The organism is Delftia sp. S65, assembly GCF_016516495.1.
Lineage (GTDB): Bacteria > Pseudomonadota > Gammaproteobacteria > Burkholderiales > Burkholderiaceae_C > Comamonas > Comamonas acidovorans.
The window spans coordinates 1-22975 of the sequence record NZ_JACVUR010000046.1 but is presented as its reverse complement, the minus strand read 5'-3'; the positions used below and the strand labels follow the sequence as shown (position 1 = coordinate 22975).

Below are 22975 nucleotides of genomic sequence, written 5' to 3'. Positions count from 1 at the left end.
GTCTTGGGTGCGGAAAAAAGTGGATGAATGGGGGCCGGGCATGCCGGCTAGCGGAGGGGGCGGAATTCGACCTTGCGGCCCTTGGCCTGGCACTGCGTCAGCAGCCGGTCGACCCAGGCGCGTTCGACGAGGAAGCTGCTGCCGGTGATTTCCTGCGCCGTTTCACGGACGTCGGCGGCGAGGTGGATGGTCTTGGCTTCAGACAAGGCATCGCCATCCCATTGCGCTTCATCCGGCGATGGTTTGGCGGTGAAGCGGCGCTGCCCCAGATTGGCGATCTGGCCACCTTCGAGCCAGACCATCCAGACCGACGATCGCGCAGGGACTGCGCTGCGGTTGTGCTGTTGCACGAAGCAAAAGCGCTGGAGGGCTGCAGGCTTTCCGGGGTCAGTCGATGCCTGGCGGCTCTTCAAATAGATACGCAGGGCGGCTGGAGAAGGAACCAGGGATTGCGCCGGACGCGAGAAATCGGAGGCCCGCCCGCTTTCAGGCGCTGCCAGCAAAGGCAGGGCCGATCCCGCCAGGGTGGCCAGCAGACACCTTGCGAGCAGGCGACGGCCTTGCCTGAAGCGGCATGGCCCGGGGAAGCGGTTGCGTCCGATATGCGGCATGCGGCTATCGGGCAGGAGCCACTTTGATGGTGCGGCCCTTGGCCTTGCACTGCGCCAGCAGTCTGTTCACCCAGGCGCGTTCGACGAGAAAGCTGCTGCCGTAGATTTCCTCTGCCGTTTCACGGACGTCTGTGGCGAGGTGGATGGACTTGCTTCGTGCCAAGCCTTGGCCGTCTTCTTCGGCCTCTTGCGCCGTCGCGTGGACCTGGGCCGGCAGCCGACCCAGATTGAGAATCTCGCCGCCGTCTTGCCAGATCATCCAGACGAAGGGTCCTGGATCTTCAGGTGGCGTGGAGCGCTGCTGGACAAAGCAAAAGTGCTGGGGCCTCCCCGCCATGGATGTGCCTGCACGCCTTTCCTTGAGCTGAAGGTAGGCGCGCAGCACGGTGGGCGAGGGGATGCTTGCCTTGCTGGGGCGCGAAAAGTCGGCGGGAACGGGATCTCGGGGTGCTGCTGGTGTTGGCGTAGCGGTGGCGTTGTCTGCCGCTTCAGATGTATGGGCAGGCGCGGAGACAGACAGAGCCAGCGTGGCCACTAGACATGCAGTCCATCGTATGCGGCAGGCGGGTAGCCAGGAACTCTTGGGTTGTGGCATGGGCATGGTGTCGGGAGTTGGTGGGACAGGGTCTTCAGTCCTGCTTGCGCAGTCGGGCATGGGTGTAGAAGGTGTTGCCCATGAGCGTGGCGTGCACCTTGAAATCCGGACCGGGCGAACCACTGCCTTCCGATCGCCAGGCATACAGGCCGGTGCTTGTGGGATCCGCAGCGAGCGGTTCGGAGGCAACAGTGATGGCCGCTTGTACAAACTGCTGGTACGCCGTCCGCTTGCCATGCAGGCCGTTGTTGGCGATCTGCAGGTAGTCCGTGAGGTTTTCCTGCATGTTTTGGTTCAGCGTGGGATAGGTCGGAAAGCCATGGAACTGCACCATGCCTCGGTCGTTGGCCTTGATGATGTCGGCGATGGTGGTTGCACCGCGGGCCATGAACTCCTCGGGCTTGCCGCTCTTGAGCCGGTTCTCGATGACGCGGCGCATCCAGCGCATGGACGTCAGGACGTCGGAAGCTTTCCATGCGACGTTTCGGGGGGCGCCGTCTGGCGAGAAGTTCTCGGCCAGCAGCAGGCGCACCAGCATCCCCTCCGTCGTGCTCTCCGCAGGCAGCGAAATGCTTTTCTCCACCTGCACGGTGATGGCTGCGGGCATGACGCTGAGCCCGGTTCCCTGCACCGCCACGATGCTGAGCTTGGTGAGCCCGGGCTGCTGGGCCACGAAGTCGAATTGCCAGCTGTCGGCGCGGGCGTTGTGTACGGGGGGCTGGGCCGCAAGAATGCTGGGCGCATCGATCCTGGCGCCCAGCTTGTAGGTCTTTGCGACGGCCTCGATCTTGACGCGCAGGCGGTTGCCTTCGATCAGCGTCAGCGTGGAAGGGACCGGGGCGTTGTGCAGGAACTTGATCTGTACGGTGGGCATGTGTGCGAGCAGGGAAGTGGTGATTCAGTGGTTCGGTGATTCAGTGGTTCGAGGGCTGGGGCCGGGGCGCCGGCCGCGCACGGGCTGGCGGCGCTGGCGCAGCCAGGCTTCGGGGTCCAGGCGGAAGTCGCGCGCGTCCTGGGCGGGCTCGGTGTGGTTGAGCCAGGTGGTCCAGCCCAGCTGGGTGCTGCTGCCCAGCCGGGCGGCAGGCACTTCCTGGCGGCGCAGCACCAGCACGTAGTCCCAGGCGAATTCGATGCCCAGGTAGTTGCGCACCCAGTCCGCCAGGGTCTGGAACAGTGCGGCCTGGGGCAGCAACTGCCGGTATTGCTCCAGGCCCAGCGGGCCGAGCACCAGGCGGAACTTGCTTTGCGCATCGGGCACGCGCGAGCCCACGACGGCGTCCACGCCCAGGCGCGAGTTGCAGGGGCGGCCCTGCAGCCGGGTCTGCTGCTCGGGCTCCAGCTCCAGGTGGTGCAGGCAGTTTTCTTCCAGCTTCACGGGAATCTGGAAGTAGTGCGACAGGGCCTGGCACAGGCCTTCGGGGTTGCGCGTCCAGCGGGTCAGATGGCCGGCCATGAAGCGCTTGGCGTGGTCGGGCACGTCGTCGCGCGCGCGCTGGCTGGGCAGGCCGGCGCCTATGAAACTGTCTATGTAGCGGCCAAAGGGGTCTTCGCCCGGGCGGTCCAGCGATGCGGTGGGCTGTGCGTCCGACCAAGCGCGGAACAGCAGCAGCAGCATGCGGTGGTGAAAGATGTCGGAAAAGCGTGCCAGCGTGGCGTCGTCATGCTGGCGCAGGCGCTCGCGCACGTATTCGGTGATGTGCGTGGGCAGCGGGCCGTTGGGGCCGTAGAGGCCGAAGTTCCAGACCGTCATGCGCTCGGGCTCGCCGGCGCGCGAGGGCAGGATTTCGGCAATGGTGGCGGGGGCGAAGGCCAGCGACGGGTCCTGGCCCAGGCGCAGCGGCTCGTCCTTGGGGCGCGTGGCCTGGCCCAGGCGCGGCAGCGCGGGATGGCGCGCCTGCAGGTAGCGCAGGCTGTGCATCAGGTCGAACTGGTAGGGCTTGGCGCTCAGGCGCTGCCAGAACAGGCGCGCCCGGGCGTCGTCTGGCCCGGCGGCCTGCACGGGCGCACGCGCGGGCGCCGGAGCTTGAGCCGGAACCGCAGACTGGGGGTGTTCCGGTTCGGGCAGGGGGGCGTGGGCGGCGTTGCTCATATGCCGGGCCTTTGTCCGGGGCGCGGAGTCCAGCGCGCGACGGGGCCACGCTGGCGCGAGTGCAGCTGCAGCTCGGTGAAGCTGTTGACGCCCACATGGCGGGCGAAGAATCGCTCCAGCACATTGGACAGGGGCCAGGGGCTGACGCCGGCCATGGCCGGCTCATCCACGCTCAGGTGTACGCCCACGCCGCGGCCGTAGACCAGCTGGCGGTGCTGGGGCAGGCGGCGCGTGATGGGTTCGATGCGCATGCCCTGGATGGCGGCGATCTGCCCGGCCAGCTGGTGGTTGCCCAGGTCCAGGTACAGGCGCAGCAGCTCCTGCAGCGTGGCCGCGCCTTCCTCGTCGGACAGATCGGTCATGGCCAGGTAGTTAAGGCTCAGGTGGGAGATCAATCGCCAGGTCAGGCCTCCGTCGGCCACGGCGGGGATGGGCGCGCTGGGGCCGGCGATGGCGCGGGCCCATTCCACGGGTGCCGATTCCTGCAGTGCAAAGTCGCCGCCCGGCTGGTTGACGCGCATGAGCAGGGGCAGGTCGCGGTTGGTGCACAGGGTGTGCATGGACAGCTGCTTGAGGTCGTCGGAGAACGGGGCCTCGCGCTGGTCCACCAGGGAGATGAAGACTTCCGAGCCCAGGTACTGCGTGCGCGGGCCGCTGCGCAGGCTGCGCTCGGAAAACAGCCGGGGCTCGCGCCGCGTGGTGAAGTAGGCCTGCTCGGTGGAGTGCAGGCCGTGCGTGGATGCGTACAGCGGCGCGAATTCGCGGTCCTGGGTCTTGCCTTCGTGGTGGCCGGTGACGGCCTGCACGCCGTAGACCTCGAAGTCCAGCGGCCGCGTGCGGTCGGGAATGACGTGGTACTCGTGCACGTTGGAGGCCACATGCAGGCGGTCCGCCGTGTACTCGAACAGGTTGATGGCCGGAATGCAGTGCATCAGCAGCTTGGCCGCGTCGATCTGCGGCTCCAGCGTGGGCGCGGCGCGGCGCAGCAGCACGGTGATGCCCACGCCGTCATGGGCGATGCGGCGCATGCTGCGCGACAGGCCGTTGATCGAGAAAAACCGCTGCCGCGCGGGAAACGCAAAGTACTCGTGCAGCAGACGGTGGCCCTGGAAGGCGCGGTGCGAATAGGGAATCAGCGCCTGCTCGCTGTCATGGCCTTCGGCGCGCAGTGCATCGGGCTGCAGCACGTCCCAGACCTGGCGTGGGTCCTGCGGGTGGTGGACCACGATGGCCAGCGTCTGCGTGTGGATGAGCTCCTGCAGATGGGAGGCGACGACATCGCCCGCATGGATGTAGACCCACAGCTGGTCCATCGCCAGCTGCATGCACTGCGAGGCGTCCAGCGTGGCCAGCTGCAGGCGCAGGTGGCCGCCGGCCTCGCCCAGCTGGGGCACCAGGGCATGGGGCAGGTCCAGCGCCGGGCCGCCCAGGCGCGCCTGGCGTATCTCCAGCGGCCACAGCGTCAGCGGCCCGCCGGTGCGGAATTCGCAGATGGTCTGCTCTTCCTGTGACTTGTGGGTGCGCAGCACGCTGCCAGAGGGCAGGGTGAAGCCGTCCACGAGGTTGCCTTCCTTGGCGCTGGGCTTGAGCTGGACCACCACCATGGATGGCGTGGGCGCCAGGTAGTGGGGGCAGACCATTTCCATCATGCGCTGGGACAGGCGCGGAAACTCCGCATCCATCTTCAGCTGGATGCGCGCGCTCAGAAAGCTGAAGCCTTCCAGCAGGCGCTCCACATAGGGGTCGGCCACATCGGTGTCGTGCAGGGAAAGGCGGCCCGCCACCTTGGGGAAGGCGGCGGCGAACTCGGCGCCCAGCTCGCGCAGATAGGCCAGTTCGCGGTTGTAGTACTCGACGAGGCGGGGATTCATGGTGTGGGTGGCGGCGTCCGGGCTCAGGCCCTGAGGTTTTGCAGCGAGACCTGGCCGGTCTCCAGGTCCAGGCTGGTCTTGAGCAGCAGCTCCAGCGGATAGGGCATGGACCAGAACTGGCAGCGGATCTCGAACTGCAGCGTGTTGTGGTGGTTGAGCTGCTCGGTGGAGGCCAGCAGCGTCACGGCCAGCGTCTTGGCCAGGATGCGCGGCTCGAAGGCCAGGATGCTTTCGCGGATGCTGCGCTCCACATGGCTCCAGTCCAGCTCGGACAGCAACTGGCCGGCCAGCGGCGGCATGCCGTAGTTGATGACCGAGCGCTGCACATGCTCCAGCCCCTCCATCTCCACGTGGTCCCAGGCATCGCGCGCATTGAGCAGCCAGCCCAGGTCGCGCAGCAGGGCCTCGCGCAGGCGGGATTCGTTCACGAAGACCGCATCGGGCCGCTCGGTGCGCAGATGGGGCTCATGGTCGGTCAGCCGGTCCAGCAGGGCGGGCTGCAGCCGGTCCTTGGCTGCGGTCGCCTGGTTCTGGCGTGTGCGCAGCGTGGGCATGGGGTTGAGGGGACTGGGGCGCATGCAGGGTCCTCAGGAGCTGAAGTGGCTGGAAAGGGAGGGCAGACTGGAGGACTCTTTTCCCCGCAGCGCCTGCTCATTCACCCATTCCCGGTTTTTGCCGCGCACGCACCATGCGGGGTTGCTGACCCAGTCGGTGAAGTACATGCTGGGATGGCCTTGAAGGATGTTGCAGCGCTCGTATCCCATCCGGGGCATGGCGTAGTGCTGCAGTGGCGCAACCACCAGAAAGGACACGGCAATGGAAAGCACATTGATGGCGAGGACGCCCATCAGTGCGTACTCCACCTTCTTGAGCACGGTCTTGCTGCAGGGAATGGCATTGGCGATGACCGCTGCAACCATCACCAGCGGGAAGGCGAGCGCTGTGATGGCCAGTGGCGACAGCGGCGTGATCCTGACGGCGGGCGCGCGATCGAGCAGGCCCCGGATGTCGGGCGCAATCTCCGCCAGCACCAGGTACGCATTGGCCGCGAGCAGGGCCATGCCAAGGGGGATGGCCCAGATGGCGTTCCTGCGGTTCTGGCGGACGCGGTCTTGCATGGAATATTCGGTCCCTGTCACTTCTGACGGTTGATGCTGCACAAGAGGCCGGTACTGCCGGGGCCGGGCGCGCAGGCGATGTCGCCGTCGGGCTGCTGACCGTTGTCCTGGTTCAGCTTCTTCCATTCGGGCGACTGGGTGTTGACGCGGTACAGGCCTTGGGGCGTGTCATCGGTCAGGGATTTCAGGGCGGAAATCACCTTTTGCTTGATCTGCCATTTCTGGTCGGCTGCATTCAGCGCCATGCCTGTGACCAGCACGGCCACGGCCATGGCGGCCAGCGGGAGCACGGCCACGGCGGTGGCGCCAGCCACGGCAGCGCCTATGCCAAGGCCCACCATGGTGGCCAGGCCGGCCTTGACGGCCTCCACGCCAATGCCGCCGACCAGGTCGTGCATGGTCTTTTCGTCGTTGAACATGAAGTCCAGCGACTCGATGAGGCTGGAGACCACCACGCCCAGGATGAAGCCGCCCCTGGCCACGTTCTGCAGCCCGCGCATGCCCAGGCCCATCTGCACCATGCGCGGGTTGGAGGCCAGGTAGCGCGTGCCGCGCAGCAGGTGGCCGCGCAAGCCCGCATGGCCCCTGATGATGATGTAGGTGCCGCTGGACGTGGTCTTGACGTAGGAGCCCACGCCGGCCATGCCCAGGGCCTGCAGGGTTCTGGCGATCATGTAGGCATCCATGGAGCCCAGGGCCGCAGGCGCGACCCAGGGCTGGCCCACGTTGGGGCTCATCACCTTGGTCCAGTACTCGCCCAGCGGCGTCTGCGCCAGGATGGCGTGCAGCCGGGAGGCGAGCCGCGGGTCGATGCGTGCCTTGTCCGCGAGGATGCCCAGGTACTCCAGGGGCGTGAGCACCAGGACATCCAGCTGGCGCCGTTCCATCTCATCAGCGATGGACTTGGCGTAGTTGACTTGGAAGAGGGTGAAGGCAATCGATGCGGACATTGTGGGCAGGTGTCTGGTCTTGCGGGTGATGAAAAAGGGGCGGGGTATCAGGCAGCGGTGCTCAGCGTGAGCTGGCGCACCTGCAGCATGGGAAAGTCCTCGGAGTCGGTGACCCAGGTGCGCTGGCCGTGGCCGGCCACGTGGCCCGAGGATTCGTCAGGATCGGAGGAGCCTGTGTCCAGCGGGCTCCACTGCGTGCGGCGCGACATGCGGACGGCGTCGTCATCGCCGGGCGCCAGCGGATAGCGCGCAGGCATGAAGCCCTGCAGCGCGCCGCCCTCGCGCAGCGTGACCTCGCAGGGCAGCCAGATCAGGTCGCGCAGGTCCTGCACGGGCTCGAAGCCGATCTGTGCAATGGCGTCGAAGGGCAGCCAGTAGTAGCTGCCGTGGGCCAGCAGCTCGCAGACGGGGCCCAGGCGGGTATCGCTGTCGGCCAGCCATTCAAAGCGGTGCTCGCCCATGTGGCCGGCCGTGGCGGGCGCTTCATCCAGGGCGCGGGCGCGCAGGTCCTGGGCGGCCGCGCCTTCGTGTGCCAGGGCGTCGATCAGGCAGGCCAGCCATTGCGCGGGCTCGCCCATGAGAAAGGGCTTTTTCTTGCCGGCGAAGACCTCGGCGCGCAGCACTTCGCAGCGGATGGCCTCGCGGTAGGCGCGCGCCATGGGCTCGCACGACGGGTCGAGCTGGGCACACAGCTGCAGCTGCTCCAGTGCCTTTTGCCATTCGCCCAGCACGCACAGCAGCTGGAAGTAGTAGACGCGCAGGGGCGCCGAGGCCGGTGCCTGGCGGATCTGGTCCTTCAGGGCCTTGAGTTGCTCGTCCAGGGAAAGCTGTGAGGTGAAGCTGGGCAGGGGCATGGTGAAAACGCAGGAAAAAGAGAGGGGCGGGGTGCGGCTGCGCCCCGGTCAGTCGTCGTAGGAGCGGCAGCCCCAGCGCACGGCGTCGGGCGCCTCGCCGGCCACATGGCCGATGACGATGCGCGGTGGCGTCTCGTCCAGGCCCTTTCTGAGCGGCATGGCGCGTGCGTACTGGGCGGGCAGCTCGCCGAAACCTTCCAGGTTCCAGCTGCTGCGCGCCTGTGGCCGGGCCTTGGTGCGCTGGACCAGGGCCTGCAGGCTGCCCGTGGCGCGCGCCGCGACAATGCTGCCGCTGCCGCCGCGCACGGTGATGGAGGACACCTGCGTGCCATCGATCTCCAGCGGCGTGGCAAACAGGTAGAGCAGGTCCAGGCTTTCGCCGGGCGCGCGGTCCACCACGGTCACGCCCTGCGCGCGCAGGCGCTGGGCCAGCGCTTCGTCGCGGCCGTCGGGAAACTCGATGCGGCAATGCAGGGCGTCGGTGAACAGGGTGGTGATGTCCGCTGCCGTGGCAGGGGCGGCCTGCACCGTGGCGCAGGCCGTGCCGGCCAGCAGCAGGGTGAAGAAAGCTTTGGAACAGGCGTTCATGGCGTGGCTCAATGGGCGCATCAGGGATGGCGGTAGATCTTGAAAGCGGGCTTGTGGGTGCGGTAGCCGGGCCCTGCCCAGAAACCGTTCTGCTTGAAGTCCGAGATCCAGACGCTTCCGTCGAACATCTGCATGTGGCCGGCGGGCGATGAGGTGAAGCCCTGCATCACCGCCACATCGCCCTTCTTGTAGCCACCTTCGGGCATGGCGTCGTAGCGTGTGAAGCCGGCGGCCACCAGGCTGGTGCCGTAGTCCTTGGCATCGCGCGTGCGCTGCAGTGCGATGCCGCCAGCGCCGATCGCATCGCGCACATAGCGCGCGCAGTAGCCGGCGGAGCTGGCGCGGGCATTGGTCTGCAGGGTGGCGACGGCGTTGTCTACATTCCAGGGCATGAAAAGCCTCTCTGAGTTGGGTCCTGGAGGAGAAAGCTTCTCCAGGCCTGTTTCTTGTTATGGGGCCTGGCCCTGGTGCGAGCGTGTCTGCACCAGGAGCCAGGTAGGCGGGCAGTCTTACTTCGCGCCCTGCTTCACGGAAGGCAGCTTGGACACCAGGCGCAGCGAAACCGTCAGGCCTTCCAGCTGGTAGTGGGGGCGCAGGAAGAACTTGGAGGTGTAGTAGCCGGGGTTGCCCTCGACTTCCTGCACCTGCACCTCGGCGGCGGCCAGGGGCTTGCGGGCCTTGGTCTCCTGCGAGGAGTTGGCCGGGTCGCCGTCCACGTAGTTCATGATCCAGTCGTTGAGCCAGCGCTCCATGTCGGTGCGCTCGCGGAAGGAGCCGATCTTGTCGCGCACGATGCACTTGAGGTAGTGCGCGAAACGGCAGCAGGCGAACATGTAGGGCAGGCGCGCCGACAGGTTGGCGTTGGCCGTGGCGTCGGAGTCGTAGTACTCGGCGGGCTTGGCCAGCGACTGGGCGCCGATGAAGGCGGCCACGTCCGAGTTCTTGCGGTGCACCAGGGGCATGAAGCCGTTCTTGGCGAGCTCTGCCTCGCGGCGGTCGCTGATGGCGATTTCCGTGGGGCACTTCATGTCCACGCCGCCGTCGTCGGTGGGGAAGGTGTGGGCCGGCAGGTTGTCCACCGCGCCGCCCGATTCCACGCCGCGGATGGAGGTGCACCAGCCGTAGTACTTGAACGAGCGGTTGATGTTGACCGCCATGGCGTAGGCCGAGTTGGCCCAGCAGTACTTGCCGTGGTCGCCGCTGTCGGTTTCTTCCTCGAAGTCGAATTCATCGACCGGGTTGGTGCGCGCGCCGTAGGGCAGGCGTGCCAGGAAGCGGGGCATGGCCAGGCCGATGTACTTGGCGTCGTCGGACTCGCGCAGGCTGCGCCAGGCGGCGTACTCGGTGTTGGTGAAGATCTTGGTCAGGTCGCGCGGATTGGCCAGCTCCTGCCAGGATTCCATCTGCATGATGGCGGGCGCCGCGCCGGAGATGAAGGGGCAGTGGGCCGCGGCGGCCACCTTGGCCATTTCACCGAGCAGCTCCACGTCCGGCGGGCTGTGGTCGAAGTGGTAGTCGCCCACCAGGCAGCCGAAGGGCTCGCCGCCGAACTGGCCGTACTCCTCTTCGTACACCTTCTTGAAGACGGGGCTCTGGTCCCAGCCCACGCCCTTGAAGCGGCGCATGTTGCGGTGCAGCTCCTTCTTGGAGATGTTCATGACGCGGATCTTGAGCATCTCGTCCACCTCGGTGTTGGTCACCAGGTGGTGCAGACCGCGCCAGGCGCCTTCGAGCTTCTGGTAGTCGTCGTGGTGGATGATGCGGTTGATCTGCTCGGACAGCTTGCGGTCGATCTCGGCAATGATGGCCTGCACCGTCTGGTAGGCATCGTTGGACAGCGTGATCGCCGAGCCCAGGGCCTGCTGGGCCAGTGTCTGCACGGCCGCTTCCACGGCTTCGCGGGCCTGGTCGGTCTTGGGCTTGAATTCCTTTTGCAGCAGGCTGCCGAATTCGCTGCCGGCCAGCGCCTGGGTCGATTGTTCGAGTTGGGTTGCGGTATTCATGACGTGCTTGCCTTCCTGATGTGCTGCCTCAAGCCTCGGATGCAGGGCCCGAGGCCTGCGGGGCAGTGATGTTGGGCGCGGCGGCCAGCGACTTGAGCAGCGCAGGGTCCTTGAGCACCTTGCCGATCAGCTCTTCGGCGCCCTGCTTGCCGTCCATGTAGGACAGCAGGTTGTGCAGCTGGGTGCGTGCCTCCAGCAGCGAGTTGAGCGCGCCCACGCGCCGCGCGATGGCGGCGGGGGAGAAGTCCTCCATGCTCTCGAAGCTCAGGTCGATGTTGAGCTTGCCCTCGCCCGTCAGCGTGTTGTCCACCTGGAAGGCGACGCGGGGCTTGATGGACTTCATGCGCGCATCGAAGTTGTCGATGTCGATTTCCAGGAACTTGCGGTCGGCGATTTCGGGCAGCGGATCGACGGGCTTGCCCGACAGATCGGCCAGCACGCCCATCACGAAGGGGATCTGCACCTTCTTTTCCGAACCGTAGATCTCGACGTCGTACTCGATCTGCACGCGCGGCGCACGGTTGCGCGCGATGAATTTCTGACCACTCTTGCCGGTTTTGGTGAGCGACATGCGGGTGTTCCTTTCAAGAAAAAAATAGGTCGCAGAAGTAAAAAGCCTGGAGTCCCGCCTTGCGGCGGACCGAAGGGCTGAGGGCGCAAGAGGCCGTGTGGAAACAGGTGGACGGGGTGGGTGTCATGGGGCAGCCATCTCCTTGAAAGCGAAGTCCGGGTCCAGCAGATCCGTGCATTCCTCGCAGTAGAGGTAGGCGATGGAGCGCTTGTTCTCCGTCGTCCCCCAGCCGGTGCCGCTGTCGATGGTCAGATTGACCTGGCGGCCGCCCTTGAAGCGCACGACGGCACGGGCACTGCAGCTACCGGTTTCATAGGCACGCGCGTAATTGAACTGGCTGCTGGGCCTGGCGTGGCGCAGGAAGTAGCGCGCACGCTTTTCGTCAATGCGCAGTGAATCGCAATGGATGCGGGGGTCTTCGCTTTTGGCGGTGCCGTCGCGGATCGTGATGCGCTCGATGGCGTTTGCAGGCCGTGCACCGGCATCTGCGAAGGCTGGCGTCGAGAGACCCACGCCCAGGGCCATGAAACAGCATTTGGCCTTCATGTCTGCTGCTCCTGCAGGTGAGCGCCCGTGATCACTTCCACCTGGGCCAGGCTGTCGGGCGACAGTTCGCGCAGGATGTCCATGAAGCCCATGCGCATGAAGCGCGCGGCACGGCGGATGAGCAGGGGGGCGGGGTTGGAGGGTTCGGTGCGCTCCACGAAGGCGGCGATCTCCAGCAACTGGGCAATCGCCTGTTCGCGGTTGCGCGCCGGGGCGGGTGCCGAGCCTGGCGCGGGGTGGGCCGCCGTGCCGCCCTCTGTGCCGGTTTGTGCGGCCGGATCGGTTTCAGCGTCCGTGTCGGCATCGCCTGTGGACTGGGGCTGCCATTGCTTGAGGGCCAGCAGCAGCTGGCGCAGGCCGTCAAGCTCGGGCTGCTGGTGGCTGGGCAGGTGCTGTTCGCAGCAGGCGCGGATCCGGTCGAGTTCCTGCAGCGCAGGGGTGACGGCCAGCAGGGTTTCGTGGCCCTCTGCATGCGCGCGTGCCGAGGCCATGCGCAATTCGTCGGCAGTCAGGTGCGGCAGGTCCTCGGGCACGTTGCCCTTGGCCATCAGTTCGGCGTCGCGCACGCTGATCTGGCCCAGCGCGCCGCGCAGGAAGTCGGCGTTGCGCAGGTCACGCACAAAGCCTGTCACGTCCGACAGGGTGCCCAGGGCATTCATGCGCATGAAGTAGTCATCGCCATCCTCGGGCAGGGGGTGGACATGCTCCCAGTGGCGCTCCAGCAGGGCGCCGCACAGCTGCAGGCCCTGCAGCGTGCCGGGCAGGCCGTGCAGGATGGTCCAGGCACGGCACAGCAGCACGGCCACGCGCAGGTCCTTGGTGCGCTGCATCAGGGCCGAGGCCTGGCGCTCCACGTCGCGCCAGTCCGGTGGCTCGGCGGGGATGACGGTGTCGCCGAACTGCTGTTCTACCTTGCCCTGCGCAGCGCTTTCCATGGCCTGGAAATCGTTGTCATAGGTAAGGTCCGGGCCGCAGGGCGGCTCGGCGGCGGTCTCGGTCAGCAGGTCCTGGATATTGGCCATGGGCGGGTCGGTGTTGCTTGGGTATGGTGTGGAGTGGACGGTGCGATCTGGACGAACTCAGGCGCCCTTGAACAGCCGGGTGAACAGGCGGCGGTGCAGCACTTCGTGCTGGACCACTTCGTCAGGGGCGTGGCGCGGCGTGGCCGAGATCCACCAGACGGAGGTGGTGGAGCCCGGGCGCATGCAGGCGCGCCAGTCCATGCGCGGCAGGCGCGCGGCGTTGCCTTGCGAGGCGCCCATGTCAAGGTCCGCCAGCAGGCTGTGGATGGAGGTGCTGTCCGGCGTGCGGCCGTCCTGCTGGAACGGCCATTGCAGGGTGGCCAGCCGCTCATCGAGCTGCTGGGCCGACAGGGGCAGGCGCCGAGCGTCGATGAGCGCATCACGGGCGCCGCTCAGAAAGCGTTCGATGTCCTGGTCCGACGCCGGCATGCCGGAGCTGCCGTCCACCGTGGCCATGATGGCCAGTGGAAAGAGCCGGCCGATGCGGTCGGAGCTGGGCCCGATCACGCCCACCATGGGCTGGCCCAGGATGGAGGCGGGGCACAGGAAGAACCACAGCGGCGAGTGCACGAAGCGCGTGGACCAGTTGTCGGCCGCATCGCTGCGCAGCTGGTCCATGCCGTTGCGCAGCCATTCGTCCCAGCGCATGGTCAGTGCGTGGGGCATGCGCCGGCCGACGAAATCGCCCTGGCTTGGCAGCTTGCCCCACCAGGCGGCGCAGGGTCGCTGGAGGGTCATGGCGTTCACAGCCGGTCCGGACATTCGAATTCCTCCATGGCCTTGAGCCGGAATGGGTTGAGGACGCTGCTGGTGGTGACTTCCATGCGCAGCTTGCGTCCGTCGATGGTGAAGATGGCCGTGAAACGCTCGGGCGAGTTGCCCGGCAGGATCTGGGCACGGTCGAACAGGCGGTGCAGCGCCCAGGGGCCTTCGGTCACGATGCCGGTGTTCTGGGCGCCGGCAGCCGTGATCTGCAGCCGGGCCTGGCCGGTGCCGCGCGTGCCCGGCCAGGAGACGGCCTTGGGGATTTGCGGACCGTGCTGGTAGCGCACGATTTCGCCGTCCACGTCCAGCACCATCTGGGAGATGGAGGCGTCCATGTCCAGCGGCTTGATCTCCAGCCGGATGCCGGGCGTGTTGCCGCCTGCGCGGAAGAACACGTCGCGGATGGAGGCCGCGCGCTGGAAGGCGGCCAGCGAGGCAGAGCCCCCCACCGGCGTGCCGTCCACACCCTGCTTGAAGGTCCAGGGCACGGTGGAGATGTCCACCATGGTCTGCAGCTGGGTGCGGAAGAACTCGTCCATGGTGCCGCCGGTGGCGAACAGGCGGGCGAAGTCGTCCGTGGTCACGTCGCGCGTGGCGCTGCGAGTGAAGGGGTAGCGGCCCAGGATGGCGCGGCGGCAGAAGTCGCCGATGGTGGCGTTGAGGTTGCCGCCCAGCGTGCTGCGCACGCTGCTTCCCACGAAGGACGAGGTGGACGTGGCCAGGGCCTCGTACATGCTGTTGAGCGGAGGCGGCACGCGCTTGGCCTCCGAGCGCACCTTCTCCAGCGTGCCGCTGAGCGAGGGAGGCACGCCGCCGCCCTGGATCACCTGCTGGCGCGCCGAGGCGATGACGGCCGCCGCCTCGTTGAGCACCTGCAGGCTGGCGGTGATGGGCGCCGGGCCCGAGCCGTTGCTGGTGGCAAGGCGCCGGTATTCGCGGAAGCGGAAGTCCACGATGTCGGCCTCCAGCGTGCCGGTGGCCAGCATGCCGCCCACGTTCAGCGGCTTGCCGGTCAGGCGGCTGAGCTGGTGCTGTTCCTCGCGGATGCGCTGCAGTTTCTCGCCCAGCCAGCTGCTGGTGCTGCCCGAGCTGCCGCCTTCCTGCTGGTCCGGGCGGCGGGCCAGCGTGGTCTCGCGGGCCACGGCGCGGATGAACTGCTCCAGGCTGGAGTTGGCGGACGAGTACAGGCGGGCCTGCTCGCCGGCCTGCTCCAGCGAGGCCGTGCGTATGGGGCGGATGTCGGCCAGGAAGGTTTCCCACAGACGCGCGTACTCCATCAGGTACAGGCGCTTGACCTCGTTGGCCAGCTGGCCCGTCAGCACTTCCTGGGCCACGCTGCGCCGGCCTTCGGCCTGGCCCAGCACCCAGGTTTCCTCCTTGGCCAACAAGGTGGTGACCTTGGGCAGCTCGTGCAGGAAGAGGCCGTGGTAGCCGTCATAGGTGAACAGGCCGCTGATGCCCTGGGTGAGCGGCTTGCCGCTGGCACGCGCAAAGACCTGGGGCGCCTCGGGACCGCTGGCACGCACCACGCTGAAGTCGGGCGGCAGCTTGTCGCCGGTGTTCAGCAGCTGCTTGAGGCGGCTGTAGGCGCGCTGGGCGGGCGACATCTGGGCCAGGCGCTGGCGCACCTCGGCGACCAGGTTGGCGTCAATGGGCTGGGCGGAAACCACCACGCGGCCATCGATGAGGCGGTCCAGGTGTTCGGACAGCTGATCCACCAGGCCGGCCTGCACCAGATGCTGGGGCAGGGTGTTTTCCCAATCGCTGCGCAGCCAGGCCTTGACGAAGGTGGCGTCGAAGTGGTCGGGCTCATAGAGCATGAGATAGGCCTTGAGCGTTTCGTAGCTGGCCTCGGGGCTGCCGGTGCTGACCTGGCGCAGCGAGCGCGCGACATGGCTGCTCAGGCGCGGCAGCCAGGCGTCTTCCAGCAGGCGCAGGTAGGTGGCGTGGGCGGCCGTCTGCACCTTGGGCACCTGCAGCAGGCCCCAGCGCCACCCCAGCGGGGCCGATTCCTCGAAGCGGCTGCTCTGCGCCACGCGCGCTGCGTGGTTGAGCATGGGCACCAGGGCGACCACGTTGTCGGGGTCGGTGGCCTTGGATTCCTCCACGGCCTGGCGCAGCGTGCCGGCGTTGTCGGCCACTTCGTTCAGGTAGCGCTGGTTGTTCTCGTAGCTCAGCGTCCAGGCCAGGGCCGCGCCGCCCAGGGCCAGCAGCAGGGCGCACAGGCCGGCGGCCTGCATCAGGCGCAGCTGGCGCTCTTTCTTGGCGTTGCGCCCGGTCAGGCCGGACTCGTTGAACATCACGTCCTTGAACAGCGACTCCAGGAAGTAGCTGCGGCCCTGCTGCGGCACGGCATCGGCCGGCAGGCGGCCACGCAGCGCAAAGCGGCGCGACAGGGCCGACATCACGCGGTCGAAGGGCATGCCCTCCTGCGTGCCGCTGGTGAAGTAGACGCCGCGCAGCAGCGGCTTTTCCTTGAAGCGCGAGGCGGAGAACGCCGCATCCAGCGTGTCGCGCACCACGTCCTTGAGGCCGGCAAACTGCTGGGGCAGTGCGTAGAGCAGGCTGCGGCGCGCAAGATCGGGCTCGGTCATCAGCCGCTGGGGCAGCAGGCGGTTGATCTGGGCGACCAGTGCGTCGAACTCCTCCATGTACAGGGCGCTGGCGGCCTGCGGGTCGCTGGCGGGCGAGCGCTGGGTCTTTTCGTCATAGGGATAGGTGAAGCCCCAGACCTGGGCGCGCTCCTCGCGGCTCATGGCGCCGAAGAACTCGTTGAAGCCCGCCAGCAGGTCGCTCTTGGTGACCAGCACGTAGACGGGGAAGCGGATGGTCAGCTCCTCGCACAGCTCGCTCAGGCGCAGGCCGATCAGCTGGGCCAGCTGGGCGCGCTCGGCGTCGCTGGCACTGAGCAGTTCCTGCACGCTGAGCGTGACGATCACGCCGTTGACCGGCTGGCGTCCGCGAAAGCGCTTGAGCAGCTGCATGAAGCCCTTCCAGGCTGCCTTGTCCTGCTCCGCATCGCTTTCCTGGGTGGTGTAGCGGCCGGCCGTGTCCAGCAGAACGGCCTGGTCGGTGAACCACCAGTCGCAGTTGCGCGTGCCGCCTATGCCGGGGATGGCACGCTTGCCGAATTGGGCCGCCAGCGGGAAGTCCAGCCCCGAGTTGATCAGGGCCGTGGTCTTGCCCGAACCCGGCGAGCCGATGATCAGGTACCAGGGCAGCTGGTAGATGTAGCGCTTGTTCCAGCGGCCGAACAGGCCGCCTTCGGTCTGGCCGAAGCGGGTCTTGCTCAGCGTGTCCAGGGCTTCCTTGAAGCGCGACTCCAGCTCGGCCACTTCCTCGGAGCCTGCTGCGGGCGTGCCGTCCGCCTCGCGCGGCGAGGTCAGGCGGGCCAGGCCGGTCATGAGGTGCTCGTTCATGCGCTGTGCGCGCCACCAGCGCAGCAGCAGGCGCAGGAACCAGAGGATGAACAGGCCGGCAATGATCCACCAGCGCACGGTGGGGCTGCCCAGCGGCTGGTAGGGCTGGATGAAGACGAGCGGGCCGACGAACCAGATGAGCAGGCTCAGGGCCACCAGGCCCAGAAGCTCCAGCATGTAGCGGTTGAACAGCCATGAGGCGATGCGACGGATCATGGGATCAGTTCCTGGTCTCGGGTGCGGCAGGCAGGGCCTGCAGTTGCTGGTCACGTTGCTGGGGCGCGACCAGCAGGACGATTTCCACCCGCCGGTTCAGCGCCCGGCCTTCTGCCGTGTTGTTGGGGGCGACGGGGTCGCTGTCGGCACGGCCCTCGGCATGCAGGCGCTGGCGGTCGCGCAGCGAGCCGCCCAGCATCTGGGACACGGCCTGGGCACGTTCCTGCGACAGGTTCCAGTTGGACGGGAAACGCGCCGTGCGTATGGGCAGGTTGTCGGTGTAGCCGTTGACGACGACCTTGCCCGGCACTTCGTCCAGGGCCGCTGCCACGCGGTGGATGACCTGCACGTAGCGGGGCTTGACGACGGTGGCGGCCGGGTCGAACAGGCCGTCGCCGCGCAGGATGACGGTGCTGCGGTCGGCCTCGTCGCGCACGCTGACCAGGCCTTCGCGGATCTCGGGCTCCAGGAACTGGCGCAGCCGCGGCTTGAGCGTGGCGACGGTGGCGGCCGCCGAGGTGCGCGGGAAGCGGATCTCGTTGATGGCGGCGAACAGGTCGTCCGAACTGTTGGACAGCCGGTAGCTGAACCACAGGTAGATGAAGAACGCCAGCAGCAAGGTGATGGCCGCGGCCACCCACAGCGGCACCATGGCCCAGGGCGGCGAGGCCAGGCGCTGCACGCCACGCCAGTGCACGGACAGCAGGCTGCTGCGGTCGCCGCGCGTGGATTCGATGAGCTGCAGCAGGCGCGCCTTCAGCGTTTCCAGTTGGGCGCGGCCGTTGTCGATCACGCGGTAGCGGCCTTCAAAGCCCAGCATCACGCAGTAGTACAGCAGCTCGATCAGGTCGATGTGCTGGTGCGGCGTCTGCACCAGCCGGGCCAGCAGCTGAAAGAACTTCTCGCCGCCCCAGGTTTCGTTGTGCAGGGCGACCAGCAGGCTGTGCTTGGGCCAGACGCCGGCACTGCCCCAGGGCGTCTGGGCGGCGGTCTCGTCCAGCACCGTGCAGATGCAGTAGCGTGCGCCGATGATGGTCTCCATGGGCACGCCGCTGGCGCCTGCGCGCTGCTCGAACTCGCGGATGTGCTCGAGCAGCAGTTGTTGCAGCGCGCGCGGGTCCTCGTTGGTGACCATGGCGCGGATCTGGGGGATGAGGTTCAGCAGCCGGTTGGCGGCGGCCACCAGCGGGTTGCCGCCGCTGACCACGTCGGGCAGGTTGGAGCGCAGCGGCTCCTGGCCGGCAGGCGCGGGCGCGGCGCTGGCCGCGCCTTCGGCACGGCCCGTGTCGGCGTCGCCGCCCCAGGGCATTTGGTGGCTGATGTTGGAACTGTTCATGTCGGAAGATGCGTCGCGCCGTCAGCGGCGGATGGCCCAGAACTCCAGTTGCAGGTCGGGGAATTCGCCGGAGACGTGCATGGCAAGGCCGCCGGAGCTTTGCAGCTGGTTCCACAGATCGTGCGTGGTGTCCACCTCGAAATAGTTGTAGCCCGCGTGGTAGGGAATCTCGCGCGGGGCAATGGGCAGGGGCCGCAGCGTGACGCCGGGCAGGTGCAGGTTCACCAGGTCGCGTATGCGCTCCACGGGGCCCAGCTTGGTCTGGGTGGGAAAGTGGGTGCGCAGGAATTCCGGCGTGGTCTGGGCATGGGCGGCCAGCACGAAGTCGCAGGTGGTGAGCAGTTCGGTGGACGGGATCAGCGCCACGCGCACGCCGTACTGGCGGTCGTGCAGCGGGATCTGGATGGCGTTTTGCTCCAGCACCGAGGACAGGCTGCGCCGCAGCTCCAGCATCAGCGGCGGGAAGCTGCGCCGCAGGTCGTCATGGTCGTAGGCGGGCAGCACCTCGGGGCGGCGGCGCTCGTGGTCGAAGGTGGTCAGCTCGGCGGCCAGGCGCAGCAGTTCCTCGAACAGGCGCTCGGGGTGGATGCTGGCGGTGCGCACCCAGTGCTGGGCCGCGCCCGTCCAGTGGTTGATGAGCTGCAGCAGCAGGAAGTCGCCGACCTCGCCGATGCCGCCGCGCTCGGGCTGGATCATGCGCTGGGCCAGCACTTCGCCGCGCTGGCGCAGCAGGCCGTGGATTTCCTTGCAGAAGGTGTTGAGCACCGAGCTGGGCCCGTTGTTGACCACGGTGGGGATGAAGCCGGGCTCCAGCAGCACGCCGCCGCTGGCCTGGCGCTCCACCACATGGGCCACGGGCAGGCTGACCCAGCCTTCGGTCAGCTCGTGGGCGGGGCGCAGGCTCAGGCGCAGCCGGCCCAGCTGCACCTCGGCGGGCTGGGCACCCACGTCGTTGCTGTCCGCCACTTCGGTCACGTCGCTGAGATAGCGCGCAGGGCTCTGGGAGCCTTCGCCAAAGGTCACTTCGCTGCCCGAGAAGCGGCGCAGCGGCAGCGCCAGGTGGACCACCACGTCCTTGAAGTCCTTGCCGATGTCCAGCGGCGTGGGCGCCTCGTCGTCGCCCGGCAGCTGGAACGGCGTGCCGTCGGGCAGCACGCCGTGGGCCGAACGGATGCCCAGCTTGCCCATGCGCAGCAGATCGGTGTCCAGCTCCAGTTCCGAGAAGCCCCAGAAAAAGGGCTGCCCCGGCAGGCTGCGTGACTGCAGTTGCCGGAACAGGAAGCGCTCCTGCTGCTGGAAGTGCTGGGGCCGAAGGAACATGCCCTCGGCCCAGATGACTTTGCGTTGCCAGACCATGGTGGATAGATGTGCGTTTATTGGGATGCGGGTTGAATGCGGACGGTGACCTCTTCGCGGGTCAGGTGCACCTGGTAGCGCACGGGCTGCAGCTTTTCGGTGGAGCCCATGCCCCACCAGCGCCTGCGCAGCTCCACGGAGTTGGGCGCGACGGCCGAGGCGCGCCAGGTGCTGCGCTCCAGATCGCGGTAGGCGGCGAACAGGCCGAAGGCGCGCACATCGGGGTTGCCCTTGCGCTCAATAACCTGGCGCTGGCCGGGCGCGACCAGGAATTCCTCGCGCCGCACGAAGTCGCTGCCCAGCTGGCCGTCGTCCTTGTCCTGCAGGTCGAAGAAGCCGGCGCGGTCGAAGGCGGCGGAGGCGCGCAGCTCGTAGATGCGCAGCAGCACGGGCTTGGGAATGCCTTCACGGTCCGGGTTGATGTCCATGTCCGCCACCACTTCGAATATGGCGGTGGGCACGGCTGTGGGCGCCACTTCGGGCGCGCGGCTCAGGGGGTTGAGGGAGCCGCAGCCGGCCAGGCCGGTCACCACGGCCGTGCCCAGGCCCAAGGCGCCCAGCGTTTGCAGCGCCTGCCGGCGCCCCTGCGGTTCCTGTGATCTCCACATGGCTTCTCCTGTCTCGATGTCAGTCATTGGTTTCACGCGGGCAGATCCACACCGTCAGCGCGCTGAGGTTGTCCTGGTGCGGATTGCCGCTGGATACGACGCGGCCGACCATGCGCTGTATCCATTCGTCGGGGCGCTGGCTGGCGGCCAGCAACTGCTCCATTTCCGACTCGTGCATGCCTTCCCACAGGCCGTCCGAGCACAGCAGGAAGACATCGCCGGCCTCCAGGGCCACGGCGTCGGCGCGGATGCTGGGCGGCACCTGGCCCTCGGCGCCAATGGCGCCGGCCAGCACGTTGCGGTTGGGCAGGCGGCGCGGGTCGTTCTCCTCGTACAGGCCGGCGTGCAGCAGCTGCTGCACCAGGCTGTGGTCTTCGGTGCGCAGGTGCATGCGGCCCGCGCGGAACCAGTACAGGCGCGAGTCGCCCCAGTGCGCCCACAGGGCCCGGCCCTGCTCGGGATCGATGCACAGCACCACCACGGTGGCGCTCATGTGCATGCGCGAGACCGAGGTGGACTGCTGGCCGCTGACGCGGTGCTCCGCCTGGGAAATCAGGGAGGCCAGGCTGGCGGGGGCGAACAGCGGGTTCTGCCGGAAGCCATCCACCACGGCCTGCACGGTGAGCTGGGCGGCGAGCTCGCCATGCCCGTGTCCGCCAGCGCCGTCGGCCAGCGTGCAGCACAGGCCGCCGGCGCCCAGGTCCATCAGGCCCATGGCGTCTTCGTTGCTGGAACGCCTGCCGCTGTGGGAGGCGCTGGCCACCTGGATGCTGTAGCGGTGGCCGTCTCCGTCGAGGTAGGCGATCACGGCTGGCCTTTCACGGACTGCTCGGCGTTTTCGTAGGCCTCGACGAAGGTGCGGCCAGAGAAGGCCATCAGGTCGTCCTCGGCATGGCGGCGCAGCACGTCGAAGTTGTGCTTGTAGTCGTCCCACAGCGCGGCCTTGCGGCCATTGGTCAGCAGCTTGTCCAGCAGGCCGGGGTTGGTTTCTGTGCGGCGCTCCAGCTCGGTCGGATCGAACCGGGTCAGGGCTTCGGCATAGGCGGCGCGGATGCCGGCCATCAGGGCCAGCTGGTGCACATGCAGGTCCTGGAAGGCGTCCTGCATGGCAGGCAGCGGCTTCATGAAGCCCGGGAAGGTCTGGTGGACCATCTGCATGAGCACGCCCTCGGAATTGGGCAGGAACTTGAGCGGGTTGTTGGCCCCCGTGGCAATGATGGTCACGCCGGCGCGGAACTCGCGCTTGATCTCGGAGCGCGCGGCCAGCAGGTCGATGGTTCCCTGCACGGCAATGCGCAGGGCTTCTCCGAAAGTGCGCATGAATTCCGGTGTGACCTCGAAATGGGTCTTGGCCGGGTTCAGGCCTGCGCCCTCCATGAAGGCTGCGGCCAGTGCCTGCAGATCGGCGCTCGCGGCCGGCTGGGGCTGCACGGGAATATCGACGGGCGCGGCGGTGGAGGGCAGGGCGCCGATGGGGATGGCGGCGTCGCCCTGGCCGAGGATGCTGGAGGCCGCGGGGATATAGACGTTGACGCCTGCGTCAAGGGGGGGAGCCGAGGCAGCGGCAACGGCAGCCCTGGCGATGGGCGCAACATGGGCAAGACCGGACTTGAAGAGGTCCAGATCCAGTCCATTGGTGGGCAGCAGACCGTCCAGCGCGGCCGGCTCGGCGGGGATCTGGGGCACGGGCGCCGGGGAAGGCGCGGCAACCGGAATGTCCTGTGCCTGTGCCCGCGCCTCCACCTGTACAGGCAGCTGCTCCTGCACTGCAGGAATCACGGTATCGATCACGGGCGGGAGTGCGTGCTGGGCCGGTGCTGCGGCCTCCTGCGGTGGCACCGGCTCCGCGGGCTGTGCATGCGACTGCATGCGCGGCAGATTGAAGGCCTGGCCCAGTTCGGAGCCCCGGCCCGAGGCCTGCTGCAGCGGCTGCGCATCGGGGGGCAGGCCACCCTGGTCGAACAACGCAAGCGGGTCGAGCTTTTGGGATTGCTCGAAGCACGAAGGCAGGCCGGTATGGGAGGCATCATGCAAGGCCTCGGTGCTCAGGCCCTTGAGCGGCAGCGTGTGGACCATGCCGTCATGGCGCTGCTGTATCAGCTCACCCGTGCCTTGCGATGGCAGGCCGGCCCAGCCTTCCTCCTGCTGCCGAGCCTGCTGGGGCGGCGGAGCAAAGGGGTCGAAATCATTGGGGATCAGCAGGGGTCGATGCTGCGGCTTGGCGGGCTGCGGCATGGCCAGTGCAGCCTGCTCGGGCGGGATGGCGCTCTCTATCGAAGGCACGGCAGGGGTCTGGATGGCATCCAGGCTCAGTGCCGTCAGGCCTTCCCAGGGATCGGCGATGCCGGGGGCGGCGGCGGGCAATACGTCTGCCAGCGGCGCTGCCTCTGCCAGCGGCGTTGCTTCCGGCAGCGGGGGCTGGGCGGCGACGGGAGGCGGGACGATCTGGGGTTGCGG

General features: G+C 67.7%; 22 protein-coding genes. All 22 read right to left on the bottom strand.

Annotated features, from left to right (window positions below):
- Positions 1–47: 47 nt before the first annotated feature.
- Positions 48–611: a hypothetical protein gene (locus IAE24_RS25530; protein WP_199960671.1), complete on the bottom strand. Its 564-nt coding sequence runs from the start codon at positions 609–611 to the stop codon at positions 48–50.
- Positions 612–615: 4 nt separating this feature from the next.
- Positions 616–996, bottom strand: a complete 381-nt coding sequence (locus IAE24_RS30385; RefSeq protein ID WP_233626201.1) for a hypothetical protein — start codon at positions 994–996, stop codon at positions 616–618.
- A gap of 244 nt (positions 997–1240) precedes the next feature.
- Entirely contained in the window at positions 1241–2080 is an 840-nt protein-coding gene (locus tag IAE24_RS25520) for a hypothetical protein (RefSeq protein WP_199960669.1), read from the bottom strand.
- A gap of 24 nt (positions 2081–2104) precedes the next feature.
- The gene (tssG, locus tag IAE24_RS25515) at positions 2105–3295 is read right to left on the bottom strand and encodes a type VI secretion system baseplate subunit TssG (protein ID WP_199960668.1); all 1191 of its coding nucleotides are present in this window, start codon (positions 3293–3295) and stop codon (positions 2105–2107) included.
- Positions 3292–5166 (bottom strand): type VI secretion system baseplate subunit TssF, encoded by a 1875-nt coding sequence (gene tssF, locus IAE24_RS25510; protein WP_012205684.1) that lies wholly within the window; start codon positions 5164–5166, stop codon positions 3292–3294. The genes tssG and tssF overlap by 4 nt, the downstream gene beginning before the upstream one ends.
- Positions 5167–5189: 23 nt before the next feature.
- Positions 5190–5744, bottom strand: a complete 555-nt coding sequence (gene tssE, locus IAE24_RS25505; protein ID WP_199960667.1) for a type VI secretion system baseplate subunit TssE — start codon at positions 5742–5744, stop codon at positions 5190–5192.
- Positions 5745–5753: 9 nt separating this feature from the next.
- A complete protein-coding gene (locus IAE24_RS25500) occupies positions 5754–6227 on the bottom strand; it encodes a hypothetical protein (protein WP_233630792.1) in 474 nt (157 codons plus the stop codon).
- Between the two features lie 74 nt (positions 6228–6301).
- Positions 6302–7234, bottom strand: a complete 933-nt coding sequence (locus tag IAE24_RS25495; RefSeq protein ID WP_199960665.1) for a hypothetical protein — start codon at positions 7232–7234, stop codon at positions 6302–6304.
- Positions 7235–7281: 47 nt separating this feature from the next.
- Positions 7282–8088 (bottom strand): type VI secretion system accessory protein TagJ, encoded by an 807-nt coding sequence (locus IAE24_RS25490; RefSeq protein ID WP_043823011.1) that lies wholly within the window; start codon positions 8086–8088, stop codon positions 7282–7284.
- 48 nt (positions 8089–8136) lie between these two features.
- Complete coding sequence (locus IAE24_RS25485) at positions 8137–8676, bottom strand: hypothetical protein (RefSeq protein ID WP_224986303.1); 540 nt, start codon at positions 8674–8676, stop codon at positions 8137–8139.
- A 20-nt stretch (positions 8677–8696) separates the two neighbouring features.
- Positions 8697–9068: a hypothetical protein gene (locus IAE24_RS25480; protein ID WP_013802359.1), complete on the bottom strand. Its 372-nt coding sequence runs from the start codon at positions 9066–9068 to the stop codon at positions 8697–8699.
- Between the two features lie 117 nt (positions 9069–9185).
- Positions 9186–10679 (bottom strand): type VI secretion system contractile sheath large subunit, encoded by a 1494-nt coding sequence (tssC, locus tag IAE24_RS25475; protein WP_012205676.1) that lies wholly within the window; start codon positions 10677–10679, stop codon positions 9186–9188.
- Positions 10680–10707: 28 nt separating this feature from the next.
- Positions 10708–11250, bottom strand: a complete 543-nt coding sequence (tssB, locus tag IAE24_RS25470; protein WP_012205675.1) for a type VI secretion system contractile sheath small subunit — start codon at positions 11248–11250, stop codon at positions 10708–10710.
- A 123-nt stretch (positions 11251–11373) separates the two neighbouring features.
- Positions 11374–11796, bottom strand: a complete 423-nt coding sequence (locus IAE24_RS25465; RefSeq protein WP_199960664.1) for a hypothetical protein — start codon at positions 11794–11796, stop codon at positions 11374–11376.
- On the bottom strand, positions 11793–12818 hold the full coding sequence (tssA, locus tag IAE24_RS25460) for a type VI secretion system protein TssA (RefSeq protein WP_199960663.1): 1026 nt from the start codon (positions 12816–12818) through the stop codon (positions 11793–11795). Before tssA ends, IAE24_RS25465 begins: the two co-directional genes overlap by 4 nt.
- Before the next feature lie 57 nt (positions 12819–12875).
- A complete protein-coding gene (tagF, locus tag IAE24_RS25455; RefSeq protein ID WP_013802362.1) occupies positions 12876–13580 on the bottom strand; it encodes a type VI secretion system-associated protein TagF in 705 nt (234 codons plus the stop codon).
- The gene (tssM, locus tag IAE24_RS25450; protein WP_043823006.1) at positions 13562–17218 is read right to left on the bottom strand and encodes a type VI secretion system membrane subunit TssM; all 3657 of its coding nucleotides are present in this window, start codon (positions 17216–17218) and stop codon (positions 13562–13564) included. Before tssM ends, tagF begins: the two co-directional genes overlap by 19 nt.
- 4 nt (positions 17219–17222) lie before the next feature.
- Positions 17223–18554: a DotU family type VI secretion system protein gene (locus IAE24_RS25445; protein WP_012205670.1), complete on the bottom strand. Its 1332-nt coding sequence runs from the start codon at positions 18552–18554 to the stop codon at positions 17223–17225.
- Between the two features lie 21 nt (positions 18555–18575).
- Positions 18576–19910, bottom strand: a complete 1335-nt coding sequence (gene tssK, locus IAE24_RS25440; protein WP_012205669.1) for a type VI secretion system baseplate subunit TssK — start codon at positions 19908–19910, stop codon at positions 18576–18578.
- 17 nt (positions 19911–19927) lie between these two features.
- A complete protein-coding gene (tssJ, locus tag IAE24_RS25435; protein WP_065346972.1) occupies positions 19928–20518 on the bottom strand; it encodes a type VI secretion system lipoprotein TssJ in 591 nt (196 codons plus the stop codon).
- Between the two features lie 19 nt (positions 20519–20537).
- The gene (locus IAE24_RS25430; protein WP_013802366.1) at positions 20538–21326 is read right to left on the bottom strand and encodes a PP2C family protein-serine/threonine phosphatase; all 789 of its coding nucleotides are present in this window, start codon (positions 21324–21326) and stop codon (positions 20538–20540) included.
- On the bottom strand, positions 21323–22975 hold a 1653-nt coding region (gene tagH, locus IAE24_RS25425; RefSeq protein WP_200016399.1), incomplete at its 5' end, for a type VI secretion system-associated FHA domain protein TagH. The genes tagH and IAE24_RS25430, both read right to left, overlap by 4 nt.